The 17,152-nt window shown below is 74.2% G+C and carries 13 protein-coding genes and 5 tRNA genes; 8 read left to right on the top strand and 10 right to left on the bottom strand.

Going from position 1 to position 17,152, the window contains the following annotated elements:
- Nucleotides 1–47 precede the first annotated feature (47 nt).
- Entirely contained in the window at nucleotides 48–686 is a 639-nt protein-coding gene (locus OG617_RS23030) for a response regulator (RefSeq protein WP_405095069.1), read from the bottom strand.
- 187 nt (nucleotides 687–873) lie between these two features.
- Here OG617_RS23030 and OG617_RS23025 point away from each other — a divergent pair, with 187 nt between their 5' ends.
- Nucleotides 874–1,848, top strand: coding sequence for an Acg family FMN-binding oxidoreductase (locus tag OG617_RS23025; protein WP_405095068.1), 975 nt, complete (start codon nucleotides 874–876; stop codon nucleotides 1,846–1,848).
- Between the two features lie 59 nt (nucleotides 1,849–1,907).
- Here OG617_RS23025 and OG617_RS23020 read toward each other — a convergent pair whose 3' ends face one another.
- The 4 genes from OG617_RS23020 to OG617_RS23005 form a co-directional block, all read right to left on the bottom strand.
- A complete protein-coding gene (locus tag OG617_RS23020; RefSeq protein WP_405095067.1) occupies nucleotides 1,908–2,906 on the bottom strand; it encodes an NAD-dependent epimerase/dehydratase family protein in 999 nt (332 codons plus the stop codon).
- Between the two features lie 98 nt (nucleotides 2,907–3,004).
- The gene (recQ, locus tag OG617_RS23015) at nucleotides 3,005–4,840 is read right to left on the bottom strand and encodes a DNA helicase RecQ (protein ID WP_405095066.1); all 1,836 of its coding nucleotides are present in this window, start codon (nucleotides 4,838–4,840) and stop codon (nucleotides 3,005–3,007) included.
- A gap of 132 nt (nucleotides 4,841–4,972) precedes the next feature.
- Nucleotides 4,973–5,047, bottom strand: a tRNA-Val gene (locus OG617_RS23010).
- Nucleotides 5,048–5,109: 62 nt separating this feature from the next.
- A tRNA-Gly gene (locus OG617_RS23005) sits at nucleotides 5,110–5,182 on the bottom strand.
- 206 nt (nucleotides 5,183–5,388) lie between these two features.
- Between OG617_RS23005 and OG617_RS23000 the strand changes: the two genes are divergently transcribed.
- Nucleotides 5,389–5,628, top strand: a complete 240-nt coding sequence (locus OG617_RS23000) for a DUF6458 family protein (protein WP_161692301.1) — start codon at nucleotides 5,389–5,391, stop codon at nucleotides 5,626–5,628.
- A gap of 219 nt (nucleotides 5,629–5,847) precedes the next feature.
- Here OG617_RS23000 and OG617_RS22995 read toward each other — a convergent pair whose 3' ends face one another.
- Complete coding sequence (locus OG617_RS22995; protein ID WP_405103903.1) at nucleotides 5,848–9,222, bottom strand: BTAD domain-containing putative transcriptional regulator; 3,375 nt, start codon at nucleotides 9,220–9,222, stop codon at nucleotides 5,848–5,850.
- 34 nt (nucleotides 9,223–9,256) lie between these two features.
- On the opposite strand from OG617_RS22995, the gene OG617_RS22990 reads away from it, so the two are divergent.
- Nucleotides 9,257–10,060 carry a BTAD domain-containing putative transcriptional regulator gene (locus tag OG617_RS22990; protein WP_405095065.1) on the top strand — a complete coding sequence of 268 codons (804 nt, stop codon included), beginning with the start codon at nucleotides 9,257–9,259 and terminating at the stop codon, nucleotides 10,058–10,060.
- Between the two features lie 240 nt (nucleotides 10,061–10,300).
- Here OG617_RS22990 and OG617_RS22985 read toward each other — a convergent pair.
- The 3 genes from OG617_RS22985 to OG617_RS22975 all read right to left on the bottom strand — a co-directional run bounded on the left by OG617_RS22985 (nucleotide 10,301) and on the right by OG617_RS22975 (nucleotide 10,567).
- A tRNA-Val gene (locus OG617_RS22985) sits at nucleotides 10,301–10,375 on the bottom strand.
- A gap of 14 nt (nucleotides 10,376–10,389) precedes the next feature.
- Nucleotides 10,390–10,460: transfer RNA gene (locus OG617_RS22980), tRNA-Cys, on the bottom strand.
- A gap of 34 nt (nucleotides 10,461–10,494) precedes the next feature.
- Nucleotides 10,495–10,567 (bottom strand) — tRNA-Gly (locus OG617_RS22975).
- A gap of 385 nt (nucleotides 10,568–10,952) precedes the next feature.
- Here OG617_RS22975 and OG617_RS22970 point away from each other — a divergent pair.
- The gene (locus tag OG617_RS22970; protein WP_405095064.1) at nucleotides 10,953–11,624 is read left to right on the top strand and encodes a TetR/AcrR family transcriptional regulator; all 672 of its coding nucleotides are present in this window, start codon (nucleotides 10,953–10,955) and stop codon (nucleotides 11,622–11,624) included.
- 161 nt (nucleotides 11,625–11,785) lie between these two features.
- Here the strand turns inward: OG617_RS22970 and OG617_RS22965 are convergent, their stop codons facing one another.
- Nucleotides 11,786–13,078 carry an alkane 1-monooxygenase gene (locus OG617_RS22965; protein ID WP_405095063.1) on the bottom strand — a complete coding sequence of 431 codons (1,293 nt, stop codon included), beginning with the start codon at nucleotides 13,076–13,078 and terminating at the stop codon, nucleotides 11,786–11,788.
- Between the two features lie 212 nt (nucleotides 13,079–13,290).
- Between OG617_RS22965 and OG617_RS22960 the strand changes: the two genes are divergently transcribed.
- From OG617_RS22960 to OG617_RS22945, 4 genes are all read left to right on the top strand, one after another.
- Nucleotides 13,291–13,959, top strand: coding sequence for a class I SAM-dependent methyltransferase (locus tag OG617_RS22960; protein ID WP_405095062.1), 669 nt, complete (start codon nucleotides 13,291–13,293; stop codon nucleotides 13,957–13,959).
- Nucleotides 13,960–13,968: 9 nt separating this feature from the next.
- Nucleotides 13,969–15,132: a cytochrome P450 gene (locus tag OG617_RS22955; protein WP_405095061.1), complete on the top strand. Its 1,164-nt coding sequence runs from the start codon at nucleotides 13,969–13,971 to the stop codon at nucleotides 15,130–15,132.
- A gap of 263 nt (nucleotides 15,133–15,395) precedes the next feature.
- On the top strand, nucleotides 15,396–16,355 hold the full coding sequence (locus OG617_RS22950; RefSeq protein WP_405095060.1) for an ABC transporter ATP-binding protein: 960 nt from the start codon (nucleotides 15,396–15,398) through the stop codon (nucleotides 16,353–16,355).
- Complete coding sequence (locus tag OG617_RS22945; protein ID WP_405095059.1) at nucleotides 16,352–17,152, top strand: ABC transporter permease subunit; 801 nt, start codon at nucleotides 16,352–16,354, stop codon at nucleotides 17,150–17,152. The genes OG617_RS22950 and OG617_RS22945 overlap by 4 nt, the downstream gene beginning before the upstream one ends.

Genomic DNA, 17,152 nt, shown 5'->3' with positions numbered 1-17,152 from the left:
GCTGTGGGGTGGGGGCGGGGTGGTGGGGGTGGGGTGGGGGTGGTGGGTCAGTGGTGCTGGCCGAGGAGGCGGGTGGCCAGGACTGCGGCCTGGGTGCGGCGCTCCAGGCCCAGCTTGGCCAGCACGCTGGAGACGTAGTTCTTCACCGTCTTCTCGGCCAGGAACATCTTGCCGGCGATCTCCCGGTTGGTCAGCCCCTCGGCGACGTACTCCAGGATGCGGCGCTCCTGCTCGGTGAGGGACTTCAGCTCGCTGGGCTGCTCCACGCCGCTACGGATGCGCTCCAGCACCCGGGTCGTGATCGCCGGGTCGAGCAGCGACTGCCCGGCGGCCACCCGGTGCACCGCGTCGACCAGGTCGGTGCCGCGGATCTGCTTGAGCACGTAGCCGGACGCGCCGGCCATGATCGCCGCGAACAGCGCCTCGTCGTCCTCGTACGAGGTGAGGATCAGGCCCTTGATCGACGAGTCCACTGCGCGGACGTCCCGGCACACGTCGATGCCGTTGCCGTCGGGCAGCCGGGCGTCGAGGATCGCCACGTCGGGCCGCAGCGCGGGGATGCGGCGGGCCGCCTCCTGGGCGGAGCCCGACTCACCCACCACCTCGATGTCGCCACTGCTGGTGAGCAGGTCGGCAAGGCCACGACGGACGACCTCGTGGTCGTCGAGAAGGAACACCCGGATCATCCCCCATTTCTACCCCCTCGCGCCGCCACCCGCACGGGCCGAAGGTCCCGACGCGACCGCAGGCCGCCTGGGCAGGGGGTCCCGGGGCAGAGGGGACATCCGGCCCTGCCCGCACACCGCCCCTGTCACGCACCGTGGAGGTAGACCGAACGGGGCGGCAGGAACTGCCACGGGAAGGAGCATCACCATGGAAACCGACTTCACCGTCGAGCAGCTCAGGGCCGCCGCGGCGGACGCCGTCCGAGCGCCGTCGATGCACAACACCCAGCCGTGGCGGTTCCGGCTGCGCGACGGCGGGATCGAGGTGGCGGTGGACCGCGAGCGCCAACTGCCGGCCACCGACCCCAGCGGCTGGGGCGCCCGGATCGCCTGCGGGGCGGCCCTGTTCAACCTGCGGCTGTCCCTTGCCGTGGCGGGCACCCCCGCGAAGGTGCGGCTGCGCCCGTACCCGACGAAGACCGACGTGCTCGCCCGGCTCACCCCCGACGTGCCACGCCGACCCACCCCGGTCGAGCAGAGCCTGTACGCGGCCATCCCGCACCGGTTCAGCCACCGCACCCCGTTCTGGCCCGACCCGGTGCCCGCCGACGCCCGCTGGCGGCTCGGCGAGGCGGCCCGGGCCGAGCAGGGCTGGCTGGAACTGGTGATCGGGGTCAGCGCCGTGAACGCGTTCGCCGAGATCGCCCGAAGCGCCAACCGGGTCTTGGAGCGCGACCCCACCTACCGCGCCGAACTGGCCGACTGGGTACGCACCGCGCCCGCCCCCGACGGGATCCCGGCCGCCGCCGGCGGCCCGCTCGGCGAACCGCAGGACCTGCTGCCCAGTCGCGGCTTCGGCGGGCGCGACCGGGCTCCCGGGCGGGACTTCGAGCCGGAGCCTCTGGTCGCCGTGCTCGGCGCGACGGGCAACACCACCACCGACCAGGTCATCGCCGGCCAGGCCCTGCAACGGGTGCTGCTCACCGCCACCGACGCCGGGCTGGGCGTGTCGATGCTCTCCCAGCCGATCGAGGTGCCGGGGGCGCGGGAGGCGCTGCGGTTGTCCCTGGGCCGGTTCGGCACCCCGCAGATGGTGATGCGCATCGGGTACGGCCAGCCGGGATCGCCGACCCCGCGCCGCAGCGTCGACGAGGTGCTGGACCTGCCGGTAGCCCGGGCCTGAGCCGCCGGGCCGCCGCTGTTCACCGTCCGTGCTATGTGACGGGCGGCGCCAGAGAGGACTCAGTTGGCCGCTGCGAGCAGCTCCGCCTCCCGCTGCGGGTCCAGGCCCACGGCCTGCCGGGGCGGGCGGCCGGCGCGCGGCGGCACCGTCCCCACCTCGCGCAGCCAGGCCCAGGTGTCGGCGACGGTCTCGGCCGCCGGCCGGCAGGTCAGCCCCGTCGCGTACGCCCGCTCGACGGCCCGCTCGTGCAGCATGCGGTACTCGTGCCCGACGGGGATCCAGATCGGCAGGTCGTTCCAGGGCTCCACGCCGGCGGCGAGGATCGGCTCCGGCGCGGTCCAGCGCAGCCGGGCCGCCGACCCGGTGGCCGCGACGCAGGCGTCGAGCAGCTCACCCATCGTCGCGTGCCCGGTCCGCGACACCACGTTGTACGCCCCGCCGTCGCCCGCCACGCCCCGGTCCAGCAGCCAGATCGCCAGGTCGCGGACGTCGACGTACTGCACCGGCAGGTCGGTGGGGCCGGGGGCGAGCACGTCGCCGCCCCGGGAGATCCGGGTCAGCCACCAGGGCAGCCGCCCGATGTCCTCGCCCGGCCCGAGGATCAACCCAGCCCGGGCCAGCAGCGCCCGGTCGCCGAACACCTCCACCGCGGCCCGCTCGCCGCCGGCCTTCAGCTCCGGGTACCCGCCGCCGGTGGCGTCCGGCTCGGCGGCCACGACGGGCGCGTCCTCGGCCGCACCGAGCGAGAACGGCGGCGCGTAGACGGAGCCGCTGGAGACGTAGCCGTACCAGCCCACCGAGCCGTGCAGCGCCCGGGCCGCGTCCCGCACCGCGCGCGGCGCGCCGTCCCAGGTGTCGACCACCAGGTCCCACTCGCCGCCGGCCAGCGCGGCCAGGCCGTCGGGCGCCGTCCGGTCACCCCGCAACAGGTGTACGCCCGCCGGGGGCGCGCCGTGCAGCCCTCGGTTGAACACCGTCACCGACCAGCCTCGGCGCACCGCCTCGCCGACCGTCGCCCCGCCCACGAAGCCCGTGCCACCCAGCATCAGAAGTCTCATCCGCCCACCGTGCCGGCCCACCGGCCGGGGCGGCAACGGTGTTCACCGGAAGCGGATCTGCCGATGGCAGAACCGCCCGACCGGCCCGCTCGCGGAGGTCAGCCGGCGAGGGCGACGAGGATCTGCTCGCCGTACCGGGCGAGCTTGGCCTCCCCCACCCCGTTGACCCGAGCCAGGTCGTCGAGCGTCGACGGCGGGTCGACGGCGATCTGACGCAGCGTCGCGTCGTGGAACACCACGTACGCGGGCACCCCCTGCTCCTTCGCGGTTGCCGCCCGCCAGGCGCGCAGCCGCTCGAACACCGGCTCGGCCGCCGGGGACAGCTCGACAGCCGGAGTCGCGCCGGGGCGGGTCTTCGCCGCCTTGGTCCGCGCCGGCTTGGCCGCCTCGCGGCGCATCGGCACCGACCGGCGCCGGCCCAGCACCTCGGCGCTGGTGTCGGTGAGGACCAGGGTGCCGTAGTCGCCCTCGACGGCGAGCAGGCCCTGGGCGAGCAGTTGCCGGACCACGCCCCGCCACTCGGCCTCGCTCAACTCCTCGCCGATGCCGAACACGGTCAGCGCGTCGTGGCGGTGCTGGGTCACCTTCTCGGTGCGCCGGCCGAGCAGGATGTCGACGCACTGCCCCGCGCCGAACTTCTGGTTGCGTTCCCGGTGCAGCCGCAGCACCGTCGACAGCAGCTTCTGCGCGGCGACCGTGCCGTCCCAGGACTCGGGCGGCTCCAGGCAGGTGTCGCAGTTGCCGCACGGCCCGCTGTCCTGGCCGAAGTAGCTCAGCAGCCGCACCCGGCGGCACTCCACGGTCTCGCAGAGGGCCAGCATCGCGTCGAGGTGGGCGGCGAGCACCCGCCGGTGGGCGAGGTCGCCCTCCGAGGAGTCGATCATCTTGCGCTGCTGCACGACGTCCTGGAGCCCGTACGCCAGCCAGGCGTTCGACGGCAGGCCGTCCCGGCCGGCGCGGCCGGTCTCCTGGTAGTAGCCCTCCACCGAGCGGGGCAGGTCGAGGTGGGCCACGAACCGCACGTCCGGCTTGTCGATGCCCATCCCGAAGGCGATGGTGGCGACCATGACGAGGCCGTCCTCGCGCAGGAACCGCTTCTGGTTCCCGGCCCGGGTGGCCGCGTCCAGGCCCGCGTGGTACGGCAGCGCGGAGACGCCGTTGGCGACCAGGAACTCGGCCGTCTTGTCGACCGAGGCCCGGGACAGGCAGTAGACGATGCCGGCGTCGCCGGGGTGCTCGGTGCGGATCAGGTCGAGCAGTTGCTTGCGGGGCTCGCGCTTGGGGGCGATCCGGTACTGGATGTTGGGCCGGTCGAAGCTGGCCACGAAGTGCCGGGCGCCGGTGAGATCGAGCCGGGTGGCGATCTCGGCGGCGGTCGAGGCGGTGGCCGTGGCGGTCAGTGCGATCCGGGGCACGGCGGGCCAGCGCTCGTGCAGCATCGAAAGCGCCAGGTAGTCGGGGCGGAAGTCGTGGCCCCACTGCGCCACGCAGTGCGCCTCGTCGATGGCGAACAGCCCGATCCGGCCGCGCTCCAGCAGCCCGACGGTGGCCCGGCTGCCCAGCGCCTCCGGGGCGAGGTAGAGCAGGTCCAGCTCGCCGGCGAGGAACGCCGCCTCGACCCGCCGCCGGGCGTCGAAATCGAGGGTGGAGTTGAGGAAGCCGGCCCGCACCCCGACGGCGGTGAGCGCGTCGACCTGGTCCTGCATGAGAGCGATCAGCGGGGAGACGACCACCGCGACGCCGTCGCGCACCAGCGCGGGGATCTGGTAGCACAGCGACTTGCCGCCGCCGGTCGGCATCAGGACCAGGGCGTCTCCGCCGCCGACCACGTGGTCGATGATCTCCTGCTGCTCGCCGCGGAAGGCGTCGTAGCCGAAGACCCGGCGGAGCACGCCCAGCGGAGTCTCGGTGAGCGTGTCGCTGGGGGAAGTCATCGGGCGAGTCTACGAGGACTCCCCGACACCGTCCCGACCCACGCCGACCCACCCGCCGACCTGGGCGTGGACGCCCTCATGACGAGTGCGGCCGGCCGGCGGCCGAGAGAGCGAAGGAAGAACCGTGCGTTCTGGTGGGCGATACTGGGTTTGAACCAGTGACCTCTTCCGTGTCAAGGAAGCGCGCTCCCACTGCGCCAATCGCCCGCGGGCAGCCGGACCGGACATGCCGGGGCCGGCGGCGGTCGGCCCCGACGGGGCGGATCGCGAGCGGACGACGGGATTCGAACCCGCGACCCTCACCTTGGCAAGGTGATGCGCTACCAGCTGCGCTACGTCCGCGTGTCGCCGATACTCTCGGCGACGGGTGAACTGTACCCGACGACAAGATCGCCGGCGGCACCGGCCCACCGGCGTCCGACCGCCACCAGAAGGTACCGCCGCGGGAAGAGCTGCGCGGACCACCTCCCGGGTGGCCGGTTACGCGGTCCACCCACGGGGTACTTCCCTCCATCGACAGCACACTGCATCCCCCGAAGGAGGCTGTCGTGGGTATCGGTACAAGCATCTTCCTGATCGCGGTCGGCGCGATCCTCACGTTCGCGCTCGACGCCAACCTCGGCGGCGTCAACCTGGACGTCGTCGGCTGGATCCTGATGGCCGCCGGCGTGCTCGGCCTCGTCATGACCACGCTGGTCTGGGGCCGCCGCCGCGAGGTGGTCACCACCACCGAGCCGGTGGAGTACCGCCGGGTCGAGGAGCGCCGGGACGTCACCCCGCCGCTGTAGGTGGCGACCGGGCCCGCCCTCCGATGGCGCTTCTGCTCCCCATCGGACAACAGCTACCCCGAACAACCGCCCAGCTCAGGTGGGCAGGCAGGAGCTATCGCTACATCGCCGCAGGTGGATACAGGCTCCGTACAAGGTCGGTACAGGCCACTCCCAGGCCCGGCCGGCAGCCACCTTGGCCGCGCCACAGAGAGGCATTCCGGCGGGCCAGGACGACGGTCAGCGGCCTGCCGCCAGCAGGTCCCGGAGGCGCTCGCCCAGCACCTGCGCGCCGGCAGCCCGGTACGCGGCGACGGCCGCCGCGACCGTCGCCGGCGCCTCGTCGGCGTCGGTCGCGGCCAGGCAGCGGGCGAGCGCCGCCAGCGCATCCGCCTCGACCATCCGGAAGTCGTGCGTCGTCGCCAGCTCACGGGCCTCCGCCGCGCAGCCTCGGGCGAGCCCGTGCGCTCCCAGGCCCAGGTGCACGACGGCCAGCCCCACCTGTGCGCGCGCGGCGAAGTAGGGATAGCCGTTCTGGCGTGCCATGTCCAGCGCCTGCCGAAGGAAGCGCAGCGCCCCGGCGGGGTCGTCGCCGGCCCGACGTGCCTCCCCCAGCGTGCACAACAGCGCCGCCTGCGCCCGCTGGTCCCGGACGATCACCGCGAGGTCGTACCCCTGCTGGGCGGCGCTCAGTGCCCGCGCCGCGTCACCGCGCTGCGCGTAGAGCTGGCTCAGCTCGTCCAGGGTGGACAGCTCACCGTGCATGTTGGACCGGCGCCGGTAGCCGGCCAGCGCAGCCGTCAGGTGTTTCTCGGCCGCGCGTTCCTGACCGAGCTGGCGCAACACCATGCCCAGGTTGCCTCGGGTGGACAGCACCGACGCCGTCCGACCGGCGGCCGCGTTGATCCGCAGGGCGTCGCGCAGGCACTCCGCCGCCTCCGCCAGCTGGCCCTGGTCGGCGTACATGGCGCCGAGCCCGTTGAGCGCCAGCGCCCGCACCGCCGCCAGCTCGGTACGATCGCCGCACAGCCGCAGCGCCTCCCGGTACCCGCGTTCCGCCTCGTCCAGGCGCCCCTGCTCGGCCCGCACCACGCCGATGTTGTGCCACAGGTACGGGGCCGCCGCCGGCCAGTCCGAGCCCTGGGACAGCCGCTCGCCGGCCCGGTAGTCGGCCAACGCCTGCGCGTGCCGGCCCAACGCCCACATCGCCTGACCGCGACTGAGCAGCATCGCCGCCCGGCCGGCCCGGTCGGCCGCCGCGGTGGCCGCCCGCAGCCCGGCTTCGGCGGTACGCAGCCAGCGGTCGACGTGTCGACGGATCAGGAAGTACCCGCGTAGCTGGTCGGCGAGCAGCCAGCTCAGCTGCGGCCGAGCCCCGTCGGCCGCCTGCTCGACCAGCGCCAGCAGCGCCCCGGCCTCCGCGTCCAACCAGCGCAGCGCCGCCTCCTGGTCGGCGAAGGGTCCGCCGCCGGAGCTGGCGACCAGCCGCACCATGCCCGGGTTGAGCAGTTCGACCGCCTCCGTGGCCGTCCGCAGCGACCAGGAGTGCAGCCGGTTCCGGGCGGCGTCGGCGTCGGCCGGGTCCTCCTCCCCCAGCAGCCGCGCCGCGTACAGCCCGAGCAGGTCGTGGAAGCGGAATCGCTCGGCGGTGTACTGCAGCAGCATGTTGGCGTCCAGCAACTCGCCCAGCACCAGGTCAGCTTCCACCTGGTCCACGCCGAGCAGTTCCGCGGTGGCTTCGACGCCGAAGTCGTCCCCGGGATGCAGGGCACACAGCCGGAACGCCCGACGGACCGACTCGCTCAGGTCCTGGTAGCTGAGCTGGAAGCTGGCCAGCACGCTGGTATCACCCGCGCTCAGCTGGGTCAGCCGGTGGTTCTCGTCGCGCAGCCGGTGGGCCAGCTCCGACGTGGTCCAGGCCGGTCGGCTGGCCAGCCTTCCGGCGGCGATGCGCAGCGCCAGCGGCAACTGGCCGCAGGCGGCCGCCAACTCGCGGGCGGACTCCGGATCGGCCGACACCCGGCCCGCGCCCACGGTCGAGTCCATCAGCCGGACGGCGTCCGCCGTGGACAGGGTCGCCAGGTCGACGATCAGCCAGGGCGACAGGTCGGGCAGCCTGCGCCGGCTCGCCACCAGCGCGTCGCTGCCGCCCGGGCCCGGCAGGAGCGCCCGCACCTGCGCCGCATCGCGGGCGTTGTCCAGCACCAGCAGCATCCGGCGATCGGCCAGGGCGCTGCGCAGCAGCGCCGACGCCTCCTCCTCGTCCGGCCCTATCCGGCCGGCCGGCACCCCGAGCGCGCGCAGGAAGCGTCCCAGCACCTCCATCGGCGTCGCCGGCCCGCTGGTGCCGCTGCGCAGGTCGGCGTACAGCTGACCGTCCGGATACTCGTCGCGCAGCCGATGCGCCAGGGTCAGCGCCAGCGCCGTCTTGCCGACCCCGGCCGAGCCGCTGATCAGCACCACCCGCATCGACGCCGGGACGGAACGGGCCAGCGCCGCGCCGATCCGATCCAGTTCCCGCTCGCGGCCGACGAAATCGGACGGCCCCGCCGGCACCTGCCGGATCGGGGTCGGCCGAGGCGACGGGGCGACGGCCGGTGGCCACTGCTGCCGGAGCACCGCCTCGTACGCGTAGCGGAGCTGCGGCCCCGGATCGACGCCAAGCTGTTCGATCAGTGCCCGGCGGACCCGGTCGTACGCGGCCAGCGCCTCGGCCTGCCGTCCGGACGCCACCGCCGCCATGATCAGTTCAGCGTGCAACGGCTCGTGCAGCTCCAGCCGCTCCGCCAGCTCTCGCAGCAGCGGCAACACCTGCTCCTGCTCGCCCAGTTGGCGGCCGAGCGCGGCGGCCTGACACAGCAGCGTCGCGTACTGCTCGAACAGGGCGGCGACCAGCGGGGTGCCGCGCAGCTGCTCCACATCGGTCTCGCCGCGCCACAACCGGGCCGCCGCGAGCAGCTGCCCCAGCGCCCGCGCGGGATCGTCGGCGGTGTGGCCGGCCTCGGCCAGCTCACGGAAGCGCAGCAGGTCGAGATGGTCGGCGTCGAGCGCCAGCCGGTATCCGCTGCCGGCAGCGACCAGGACGCCTGTCCCCTCCGCCCCCCACAGGCGGCGCAGCCGGCCGACGTAGCTGTGCAGCAGGTTCAACGCGGACGGCGGGCGGTCCTCGCCCCACAGCAGGCCCATCAACTCGTCGCGTCCCACCACCTCACCCCCGGCCAGGGCCAGCCGGGCCAGCAGACAGCGGTGTCTCGCCGAACCGAGCCGCAGCTCGGTGCCGCCGTGCCGAAGGATCAGCGGGCCGAGCGCCGCCACGGTCAGGGGCCGGGCACCGGCCGGTTGTGGGGGCTGCGCCCTCCGCGACCGCGCCGCCGGGGCCGCCTGCCTCAGCGTGGCGGCGTCGTCCGCCCCCGCCGCGCTGAGGTAGTGGGCGAGCGCGTGCAGGGTGGCGGCGCGGGGCACCCGGGTGCGCCCCTGCTCCAGGTCACGGATCGCCGCGATGCTGACCTTCGCGGCCACCGCCAGGTCCCGCTGGGTGAGACCGAGTTGCTCGCGTAGACGGCGCAGTTGCGCCGAAACGGGCTCGGGCGCGTCGCCGCTCCCCTGACCAGCCATGTCGGACACCGGATCAGCGTCTGCGCCAGGCCGGATGGAGCGTTTCATCGAACACAGTGCAGACGGTACTTCAATCTGGCTGTCCCCATACCCGGCCGCCACGGCACCGGTGGTACGACGGGCCGCCGCCCCCGCCGACTTGGTTCACCGCTGGCACGCCGGGGTGCCGCTCGGCTCCGGAAAGCAGCGGCAGCTGCTGGCCACCCTGCTGCTGATGCCCAACGAGGTCATCGGGGCGGCGCAGCAGATCGCGGCGCTGTGGGTCGACGAGCCACCGGCCTCGGCCCTGGCCAACCTACGCACCTACGTGCTCGGCCTTCGCCGCCTGCTGGACGCCCCCGACACGCCACCGCGGATCGTCGCCGACGCGGGCGGTTACCTGCTGCGGGTGCGCCAGCAGGAGCGCGACGTGGATCGGTTCGATGCCGCCGCCTCCCGGGGACGAGCCTGCCTGGCCGTCGGAGACGCCGCGATGGCGCAGGCCGAGCTGACCGTGGCGGTCGACATGTGGCGCGGTGACCCGCTGGCCGACGTGCCGCTGTCCCCGCTGACGGCGGGTCGGGTCGCCGCGCTGACCGAGCGATACCTGCTGGCCGAGGAGGACCTGGCGGAGGCGACGTTGCAGCTCGGCACCCCGGCCGAGACGGTACGGCGGCTGCGCGCCCTGCTGCCCGTCCGGGTAGGTGACCAGCACGTTGCCGGCTCGCGGTCACACGCCGCGGTCGTCGCGCCCGCGATCCGCGAGGTGATCTCCGGCTGCGGCACGGAGGTGAGCAGCGTCGAGCCCGGCGACGACACCTCGTTGCCGCCGTTCTTGACGATCACCCGCCACTGGTAGGCCTTGCTCCAGTACAACCGGCCAGCTGGCACCGTCCAGGCCGTCCCGGCCCGGCGTGATCCTCCCGGCGGCGCGCCAGGAAGCGCTCCACCGGAGCGGGAGCGGGAAGCCCGGCTGGCGGGGGCGCTCACTCCCGGGAAACGACCACGAGCCCCGGGCCACGCCCTCGCGTAAACGACCCGGACAGCAAACGACCCGCTACCGGAACTCCAGTAACGGGTCGCACAGCCTGTCAACTACTGGTGGGCGATACTGGGTTTGAACCAGTGACCTCTTCCGTGTCAAGGAAGCGCGCTCCCACTGCGCCAATCGCCCTCGTCAACTTGCCGAGGTGGAGACGGGATTTGAACCCGTGTACACGGCTTTGCAGGCCGTTGCCTCGCCTCTCGGCCACTCCACCGAGGTTGCCTCCGACATGCATGGCGGCAGCTCCGAGCGGACGACGGGATTCGAACCCGCGACCCTCACCTTGGCAAGGTGATGCGCTACCAGCTGCGCTACGTCCGCTTGTCTCCGGCGTTAACCGGTGACGGATGAGAACTTTAGCCGAGTCCGCGAACGGTTGCCAACTCGGGGCCCACCCGGCGCGCCCCCGCAGCCCACCGCCCCACCCCGCACCCCGACCCCACGTCCTGCGCAGATTCCGGGAATTAGTGGCCTCGGCCAGTTGCGAGGCCACTAATTCCCGGAATCTGCACTCACCGCCCTAGGCCAGGGGCAGTGCGCAGGGGTGAGGCGAGAGTCCTGGTGCGTGAGCTTCCTAGGAGCCTGGACAGGAGTACTTGGGGCATGCCTGGCAAGAGGGAAAAACTGTCCGTCTTCCGACTCTCTTGGTGTGAATCAGCCGCAGCGGTAACTGTTTGTGCACGAACGGATAGGTTACGGTAGCGGCGTGACGAGACGTGCCGCCGAGATCCGCCTGGATGCCCTGTTGCGCACGGCCTGTGACGTGATCACGGAACGAGGGCTGGCCAACACCCGCACGGCCGACGTGGCACAGGCCGCCGGGGTCAGCCAGGCCCTGGTCTTCTACCACTTCGCCACCAAGGAACGGCTCCTCGCCCAGGCCTTCGAGTACGCGGTGGAACAGGACCTCGCCCGGCTCGACGCCGTGATCCGATCGTCCGGCTCCCCCCTGGTCAAGCTCCGCAGGATGCTCAAGCTCTACACCCCGACCGGCCGGTCGACCTCCTGGCCGATGTGGATCGACGGCTGGTCGGAGTCCCTGCGTGCCCCGGAGCTGGAGAAGCTCTCCCGCCGGCTGGACCTGCGCTGGCGGGAGGATCTCGCGGCGGTGATCAGCGACGGGGTGCGCGAGGGCACCTTCGAGTGCGCCGACCCGGCCGGCGCGGCCTGGCGGATCAACGCGGTGATGGACGGCCTCGCCGTTCAGCTCGCGGTCCACGAACGGGTGATCTCCCGCCGCCAGTTCGCCGAGTGGATCCGGCTGGTGACCGCCCGCGAGCTGGGGCTGGACCCGACCCAGCTCGACTGGTCCGCCCCGGCACAGGAGCGTTCCCGCCGGGCCGAGCAGCCCCAACCACAGCCCGACGGCGTGGGCTGACCGCACGCCGCAGCCCGACGGCCGAGGACCGCCGACGAAACCGCCGGACCGGCCGGCGCATCGCCCGGCCCTACCGGGCCCGCCCCGTGGCGGCCACCGGGTCGTACCAGGAGGCTGTCGGACCGACCGGCGTAGCCCGCCCGGACAGCGCCACGCGGCGGTCAGCGGGAGGCCGGCGCGGGCCCGGAGGTGCCAGGAGCACCGGGGGTACCGGGAGTGCCGGGGGTACCGGGAGTGCCGGGGGTACCGGGAGTGCCGGGGGTGCCAGAAGGTGGCCGGCCCAGGCGTTCCCGCAGCGGGGCCCGGGCCGGCGGGTGGACGTTGGTCAGGTCCAGGTCGCCGCCGTAGTGGGCGAGGACCCGGTGGTCCATCACCCGCCGCCACACGGGCGGCACCAGGGCGGCGACGACCATGGTGGCGTACCCGGCGGGGAGCTGCGGCGAGGAGTCGAAGCTGCGCAGCGTCTGGTAGCGGCGCAGCGGGTTGGCGTGGTGGTCGCTGTGCCGCTGGAGCTGGAAGAGGAAGACGTTGGTGACCGTCCGGTCGCTGTTCCAGCTGTGCCGGGGGTCGACCTTTTCGTACCGGCCGGCCCGGGTGCGCCGCTGGGCCAGACCGTAGTGCTCCAGGTAGTTGACCACCTCCAGCAGGGAGAACCCGAGGACGCCCTGGAACAGCAGGAAGGGCAGCACGCCCGGCCCGAACGCGGCGACCAGGACGGCGAACAGAACGAGGGTCATCGCCCAGGCGTTGAGGATGTCGTTGCGGTACGTCCACGGGCTGCGGCCCCGGATGCGGAACCGGGCCGTCTCCAGCCGCCAGGCCGACCGCAGGCCGCCCCAGACGGTACGCGGCCAGAACGCGTAGAAGCTCTCCCCGAGCCGGGAGCTGGCCGGGTCCGGCGGGGTGGCGACCCGGACGTGGTGGCCCCGGTTGTGCTCGACGTAGAAGTGCCCGTACCCGGTCGGGGCGAGGGCCACCTTGGACAGCCAGCGCTCCAACCGCTCCCGCTTGTGGCCCAGCTCGTGTGCGGTGTTGATGGCAATGCCGTCGACCACGCCGAGGGTGGCGACCAGCCCGGCCGCGCCGAGCGGGCGCAGGTCACCCGAGACCCAGAGCGCGCAGCCGAGAACCAGTCCGGCGTACTGGGCGGGAAGGTAGAGGAAGGTGAGCCAACGGTAGTAGCCGTCCCGGGCCAGGTCCGGCACCGCCTCCTCCGGCGGGTTGCGCCGGTCGTCGCCGATCAGCAGGTCGACCACGGGGATCACGCCGAAGACCGCCACCGGGGTGAGCCACCAGGCCCACGATCCAGCCCCGCCCCGCCAGGTCAGCCAGGCCAGGAAGGGCAGCGCCGGCACCACCAGCGCGAGCGGCCAGAGCGGCCTGCGCGGGTCGCGCCAGGCACCGGAGGGGGCTGGCGCCGCAGACGGGACTGTCGATTCGGCATGCGCGGCCATCGCCGACCTCCGATCTCCCGGGTACGCCCCGACTGTGGCACGGGCCATGACGTTTTACAAGAGAGGAGCTTTTGTAAAATCGATAGCCATCGCTTGATCGGTCCGATCGGCGGCCCGGCGGCCATCGAGCAAGGGGGCAGTCGAGCACGGGCGGCCGTGCGGCTGCTGGCCCCGACCGGGCGGCGGCCGGGCCGGCCCGGGACAATCGGCCCGTGTCCGAACTCTCCACGGCCTTCGTGAAGCTGCACGCGCGGCTCACCCCGGTGACCTTCGTCCCCGAGGTCCGCCTGCACCAGGCCGACGAGCCGATCGGGCTGTGGGAGCTCACCGAGGGTGAGTTCCGCAGCTCCCAACCGCCGCCGTTCTGGGCGTTCGCCTGGGCCGGTGGGCAGGGGCTCGCCCGGTACGTGACCGACCACCCCGAGCTGGTCGCCGGCCGCCGGGTGCTCGACCTCGCGTCCGGCTCCGGCCTGGTCGCCATCGCCGCCGCCCGCGCCGGCGCGGCGGCCGTGCGCGCCGTCGAGGTCGACGAGCGCGCGGTGGCCGCGGTCGCCCTCAACGCCAGCGCCAACGGGGTACGCGTCGACGCCGAGCTGGGCGACATCCTCGACGGCGACGCCGCCGACGCCGAGGTGGTGCTCGCCGGGGACGTCTTCTACAGCGAGGCGATGGCCCGGCGGATGCTGCGCTTCCTGCTCCGGGCCGCCCGGGCCGGTGCCCTGGTGCTGGTCGGCGACCCGGGCCGGGCGTTCCTGCCCCGGGAGCGGTTCCGCGAGCTGGCCGCCTACGACGTGCCGGTGCCGGAGGCCCTGGAGAGCGTACGGGTGAAGCGCACCACCGTGTGGGAGCTGAACCCGGCGCCGCCGGGGGCCGCCCGCTAGGTTGACGCCGTGCTGTTCCGGGGGTGGGGGGACGCCGTCGGCGGGCGGTGGCCGGACGTGGCGACGGTCGTCGACCACGTCGGCGTCGTACACCTGGTGGTGACCCGGCACTCGCTGGTCCGCCAGGTGCTCGCCGACCCGGTGACCTTCCGGCCCGACAACGCCCTGGACGCGGTCACCCCGCTGCCGGTGGCCGCGCTGCGGGTGCTCGCCGGGCACCGGTTCAGGCTGCCGCCGACCCTGGCCAACAACGGCGGGGCGAGCCACCCGGAGATCCGTGGCATCGTCGCCGACGCGCTGCACCCGACCCGGGTCGCCGCGCAGCAGCCCTGGCTGACCGGGCTGGTCCGCGAGCGGGTCGCCCGGCTGCGCGCGGCGCTCGACGCGGGCGTACCGGTCGACCTGCACGCCGACCTGGCCGCGGACCTGCCGCTGCTGGTGCTGGCCCGGCTGGTCGAGCTGCCGGACGCCCCGGTCGGCGCGGTGAAGGAGTTCGCCCGCGCGGCGCTGGAGCTGTTCTGGGCCCCGCTCGACGAGGCGCGGCAACGGGCGCTCGCCGCCGAGGTGGGCCGCTTCCACACCGTGCTGCGGGGGTTCGCCGCAACCGGGGGCGGCCTCGCCGCCCGGCTGCGGGCCGCCGGGCACTCGCCCGACGTGGTCGTCGGGGCGCTGTTCTTCCTGCTGGTCGCCGGCCAGGAGACCACCTCGCAGTTCCTCACCCTGCTGCTGCACCGGCTGATCGGCGAACCGACGGTGCGCGCCGGGCTGCGCGACGGCAGCGTCGCGGTCGCCGACGTGGTCGAGGAAGGGCTGCGGCTGGAGCCGCCCATCGTCACCTGGCGGCGGGTCGCCGCCGTGGACGCCACGCTGGGCGGGACGGCGGTGCCGGCGGGGACCGGCGTGGTGCTCTGGCTGGCCCGCGCCGGCCGGGACCCGGACGTGGTGCCCGCCCCGGACGAGTTCCGCCCGGGGCAGCGCGGCTCCCGCCGGCACCTGGCGTTCGGGGCGGGGGCGCACCGCTGCGTCGGCGCCCAGTTGGCCCGGCTGGAGGCCGCCGTGGTGGTCGCCGAGGCCGTGCCGCTGCTCGACGGGGTACGCGTCGTCCGCCCGCCCTGGTACCCGGACAACCTGACCTTCCGGATGCCGGACGCCTTCGTGATCGCCCGCCCCTGACCGCCCCGACCGCACTGACCGCACTGACCGCCCCGACCGCTCCTGACCGCTCCTGACCGCCCCCGCGAGCCGCCCCACCCACGCGCCGGGCTGGCCGGGGCCGGCCGGCGGACGCCCGGAGGCCGGCGCGGCGGGGCGGACCTGACGCGGGGTCGGGGCGGCGGACCTCACTGAGGTCGGGCGGGCGGACCTGACGAAGGTGGGGGTGGGTCGTCGCCGATCGGCAGCAGCGGGCGGGCCGCCCGGATCCCTACCGTCGATCCATGATCACACTACGTGGCCTGACGAAACGGTTCGGCCCGACGACCGCCGTCGACGACCTGACCGTCGACATCGCACCCGGCCGGGTCACCGGGTTCCTCGGCCCGAACGGCGCGGGCAAGTCCACCACCATGCGAATGATCCTCGGCCTGGACCGGCCCACCGCCGGCCGTGCCCTGGTCGACGGCCGGCCGTACCGGGAGCTGCGGCACCCGCTGCACACCGTCGGCGCGCTGCTCGACGCCGGGGCGATCCACCCGGCCCGGCCCGGGCGTGCCCACCTGCTGGCCACCGCGCGCAGCAACGGCATCGGCCGCCGCCGGGTCGACGAGGTGCTGGCCCTGGTCGGCCTGGACGACCGGGCCGCCGCGAAGCCCGGCCGGACCCTCTCCCTCGGCATGGGTCAGCGGCTCGGCATCGCCGGGGCGTTGCTCGGCGACCCGCCGGTCCTGCTGTTCGACGAGCCGGTCAACGGCCTCGACCCGGACGGGGTGCGCTGGATCCGGCAGCTCACCCGCTCGCTCGCCGCGCAGGGCCGGACGGTGCTGGTCTCCAGCCACCTGATGAGCGAGATGCAGCAGACCGCCGACCACCTCGTGGTGATCGGCCGGGGCCGGCTCATCGCCGACGCGCCCACCGCCGAGGTGATCGCGGGCGGCTCCGCCGCCGCCTCGGTGCGGGTACGCGGCCCGCAGCCGGCCGGCCTGGCGACGCTGGCCCGGCGGCTGGCCGGCGACGGAGGCGTCGTCGAGGCCGACGGACCGCACGGGCTGACCGTCACCGGGCTGACCGCCGACCGGGTCGGCGACCTCGCGTACGAGCTGGGGGTGGCCCTGCACGAGCTGACCCCGGTGGCCGCGTCGCTGGAGCAGGCGTTCATGGCGCTCACCGACGGCAGCGTCGAGTACGCCGCCGCCCCGGCCGACTCCCCCACCACCCACCACCGGATCGAGGCCCGATGAACGCGCAGCCCGCCACCCGCACCACACCGGCTGCCGGCCCGCTCGCCGGGGCGGTCGCCGCCGAGTGGACCAAGCTGTGGTCGGTGCGGTCCACCTGGTGGACCCTGCTGTCGGCGGTGCTGCTGTCGGCCGCCGCCGCCGGCCAGCTCGCCATCTACGCCGCCAACGACAACACCAACGACGACCCGACCGACGACCGGGGGATGGTCACCCTCGGCAGCGTCGTCATCGGCTCCCTGGAACTCACCCAGTACGCCGTGCTGGCCATCGGCCTGCTCGCGGTCACCGCCGAGTTCGGCACCGGCACGCTGCGGACCACCCTGCGCTGCACGCCGTCGCGCGGTCGCGTACTGCTGGCGAAGGCCGTGGTGAGCGGGGCGGTGACCTTCGGGTCGGGGCTGCTGCTCGGCGGGGTCGGCGCGTTGGTCGCTGGCGCGGTGCTCGGCGAGTGGGGCGACGCCCCGCTCGGCGGCACGGTCCGCGACGTGCTGGCCTCGGCGGCCTACCTGGCGCTGGTCGGGGTGCTGGCGCTCGGCCTCGGCGCGGTGCTGCGCAGCGCGGTGCTGACGGTGATCGTCCTGATCGCGGTGCTGATGATCGTGCCGCTGTCGCTCCAGGAACCGGGCATCGCCGTGCTGACCCGGATCGCCGACGGCTTCCCGGGCGTCGCCGGGGGCCACTTCCTAGCCGGGGACGCCGACCCGTACCCGCCGGTGGTGGGGCTGCTGCTGCTCGCCGGCTGGGCCGCCGCCGCGCTGGCCGCCGGCCGGGCCGCCCTGCGCCGCCGCGACGCCTGA

The sequence above is a fragment of the Micromonospora sp. NBC_01412 genome (assembly GCF_045040215.1).
GTDB lineage: Bacteria > Actinomycetota > Actinomycetes > Mycobacteriales > Micromonosporaceae > Micromonospora > Micromonospora rubida.
The sequence above is the reverse complement of the archived record's forward strand: the minus strand, read 5'-3'. Positions and strand labels throughout refer to the sequence as shown.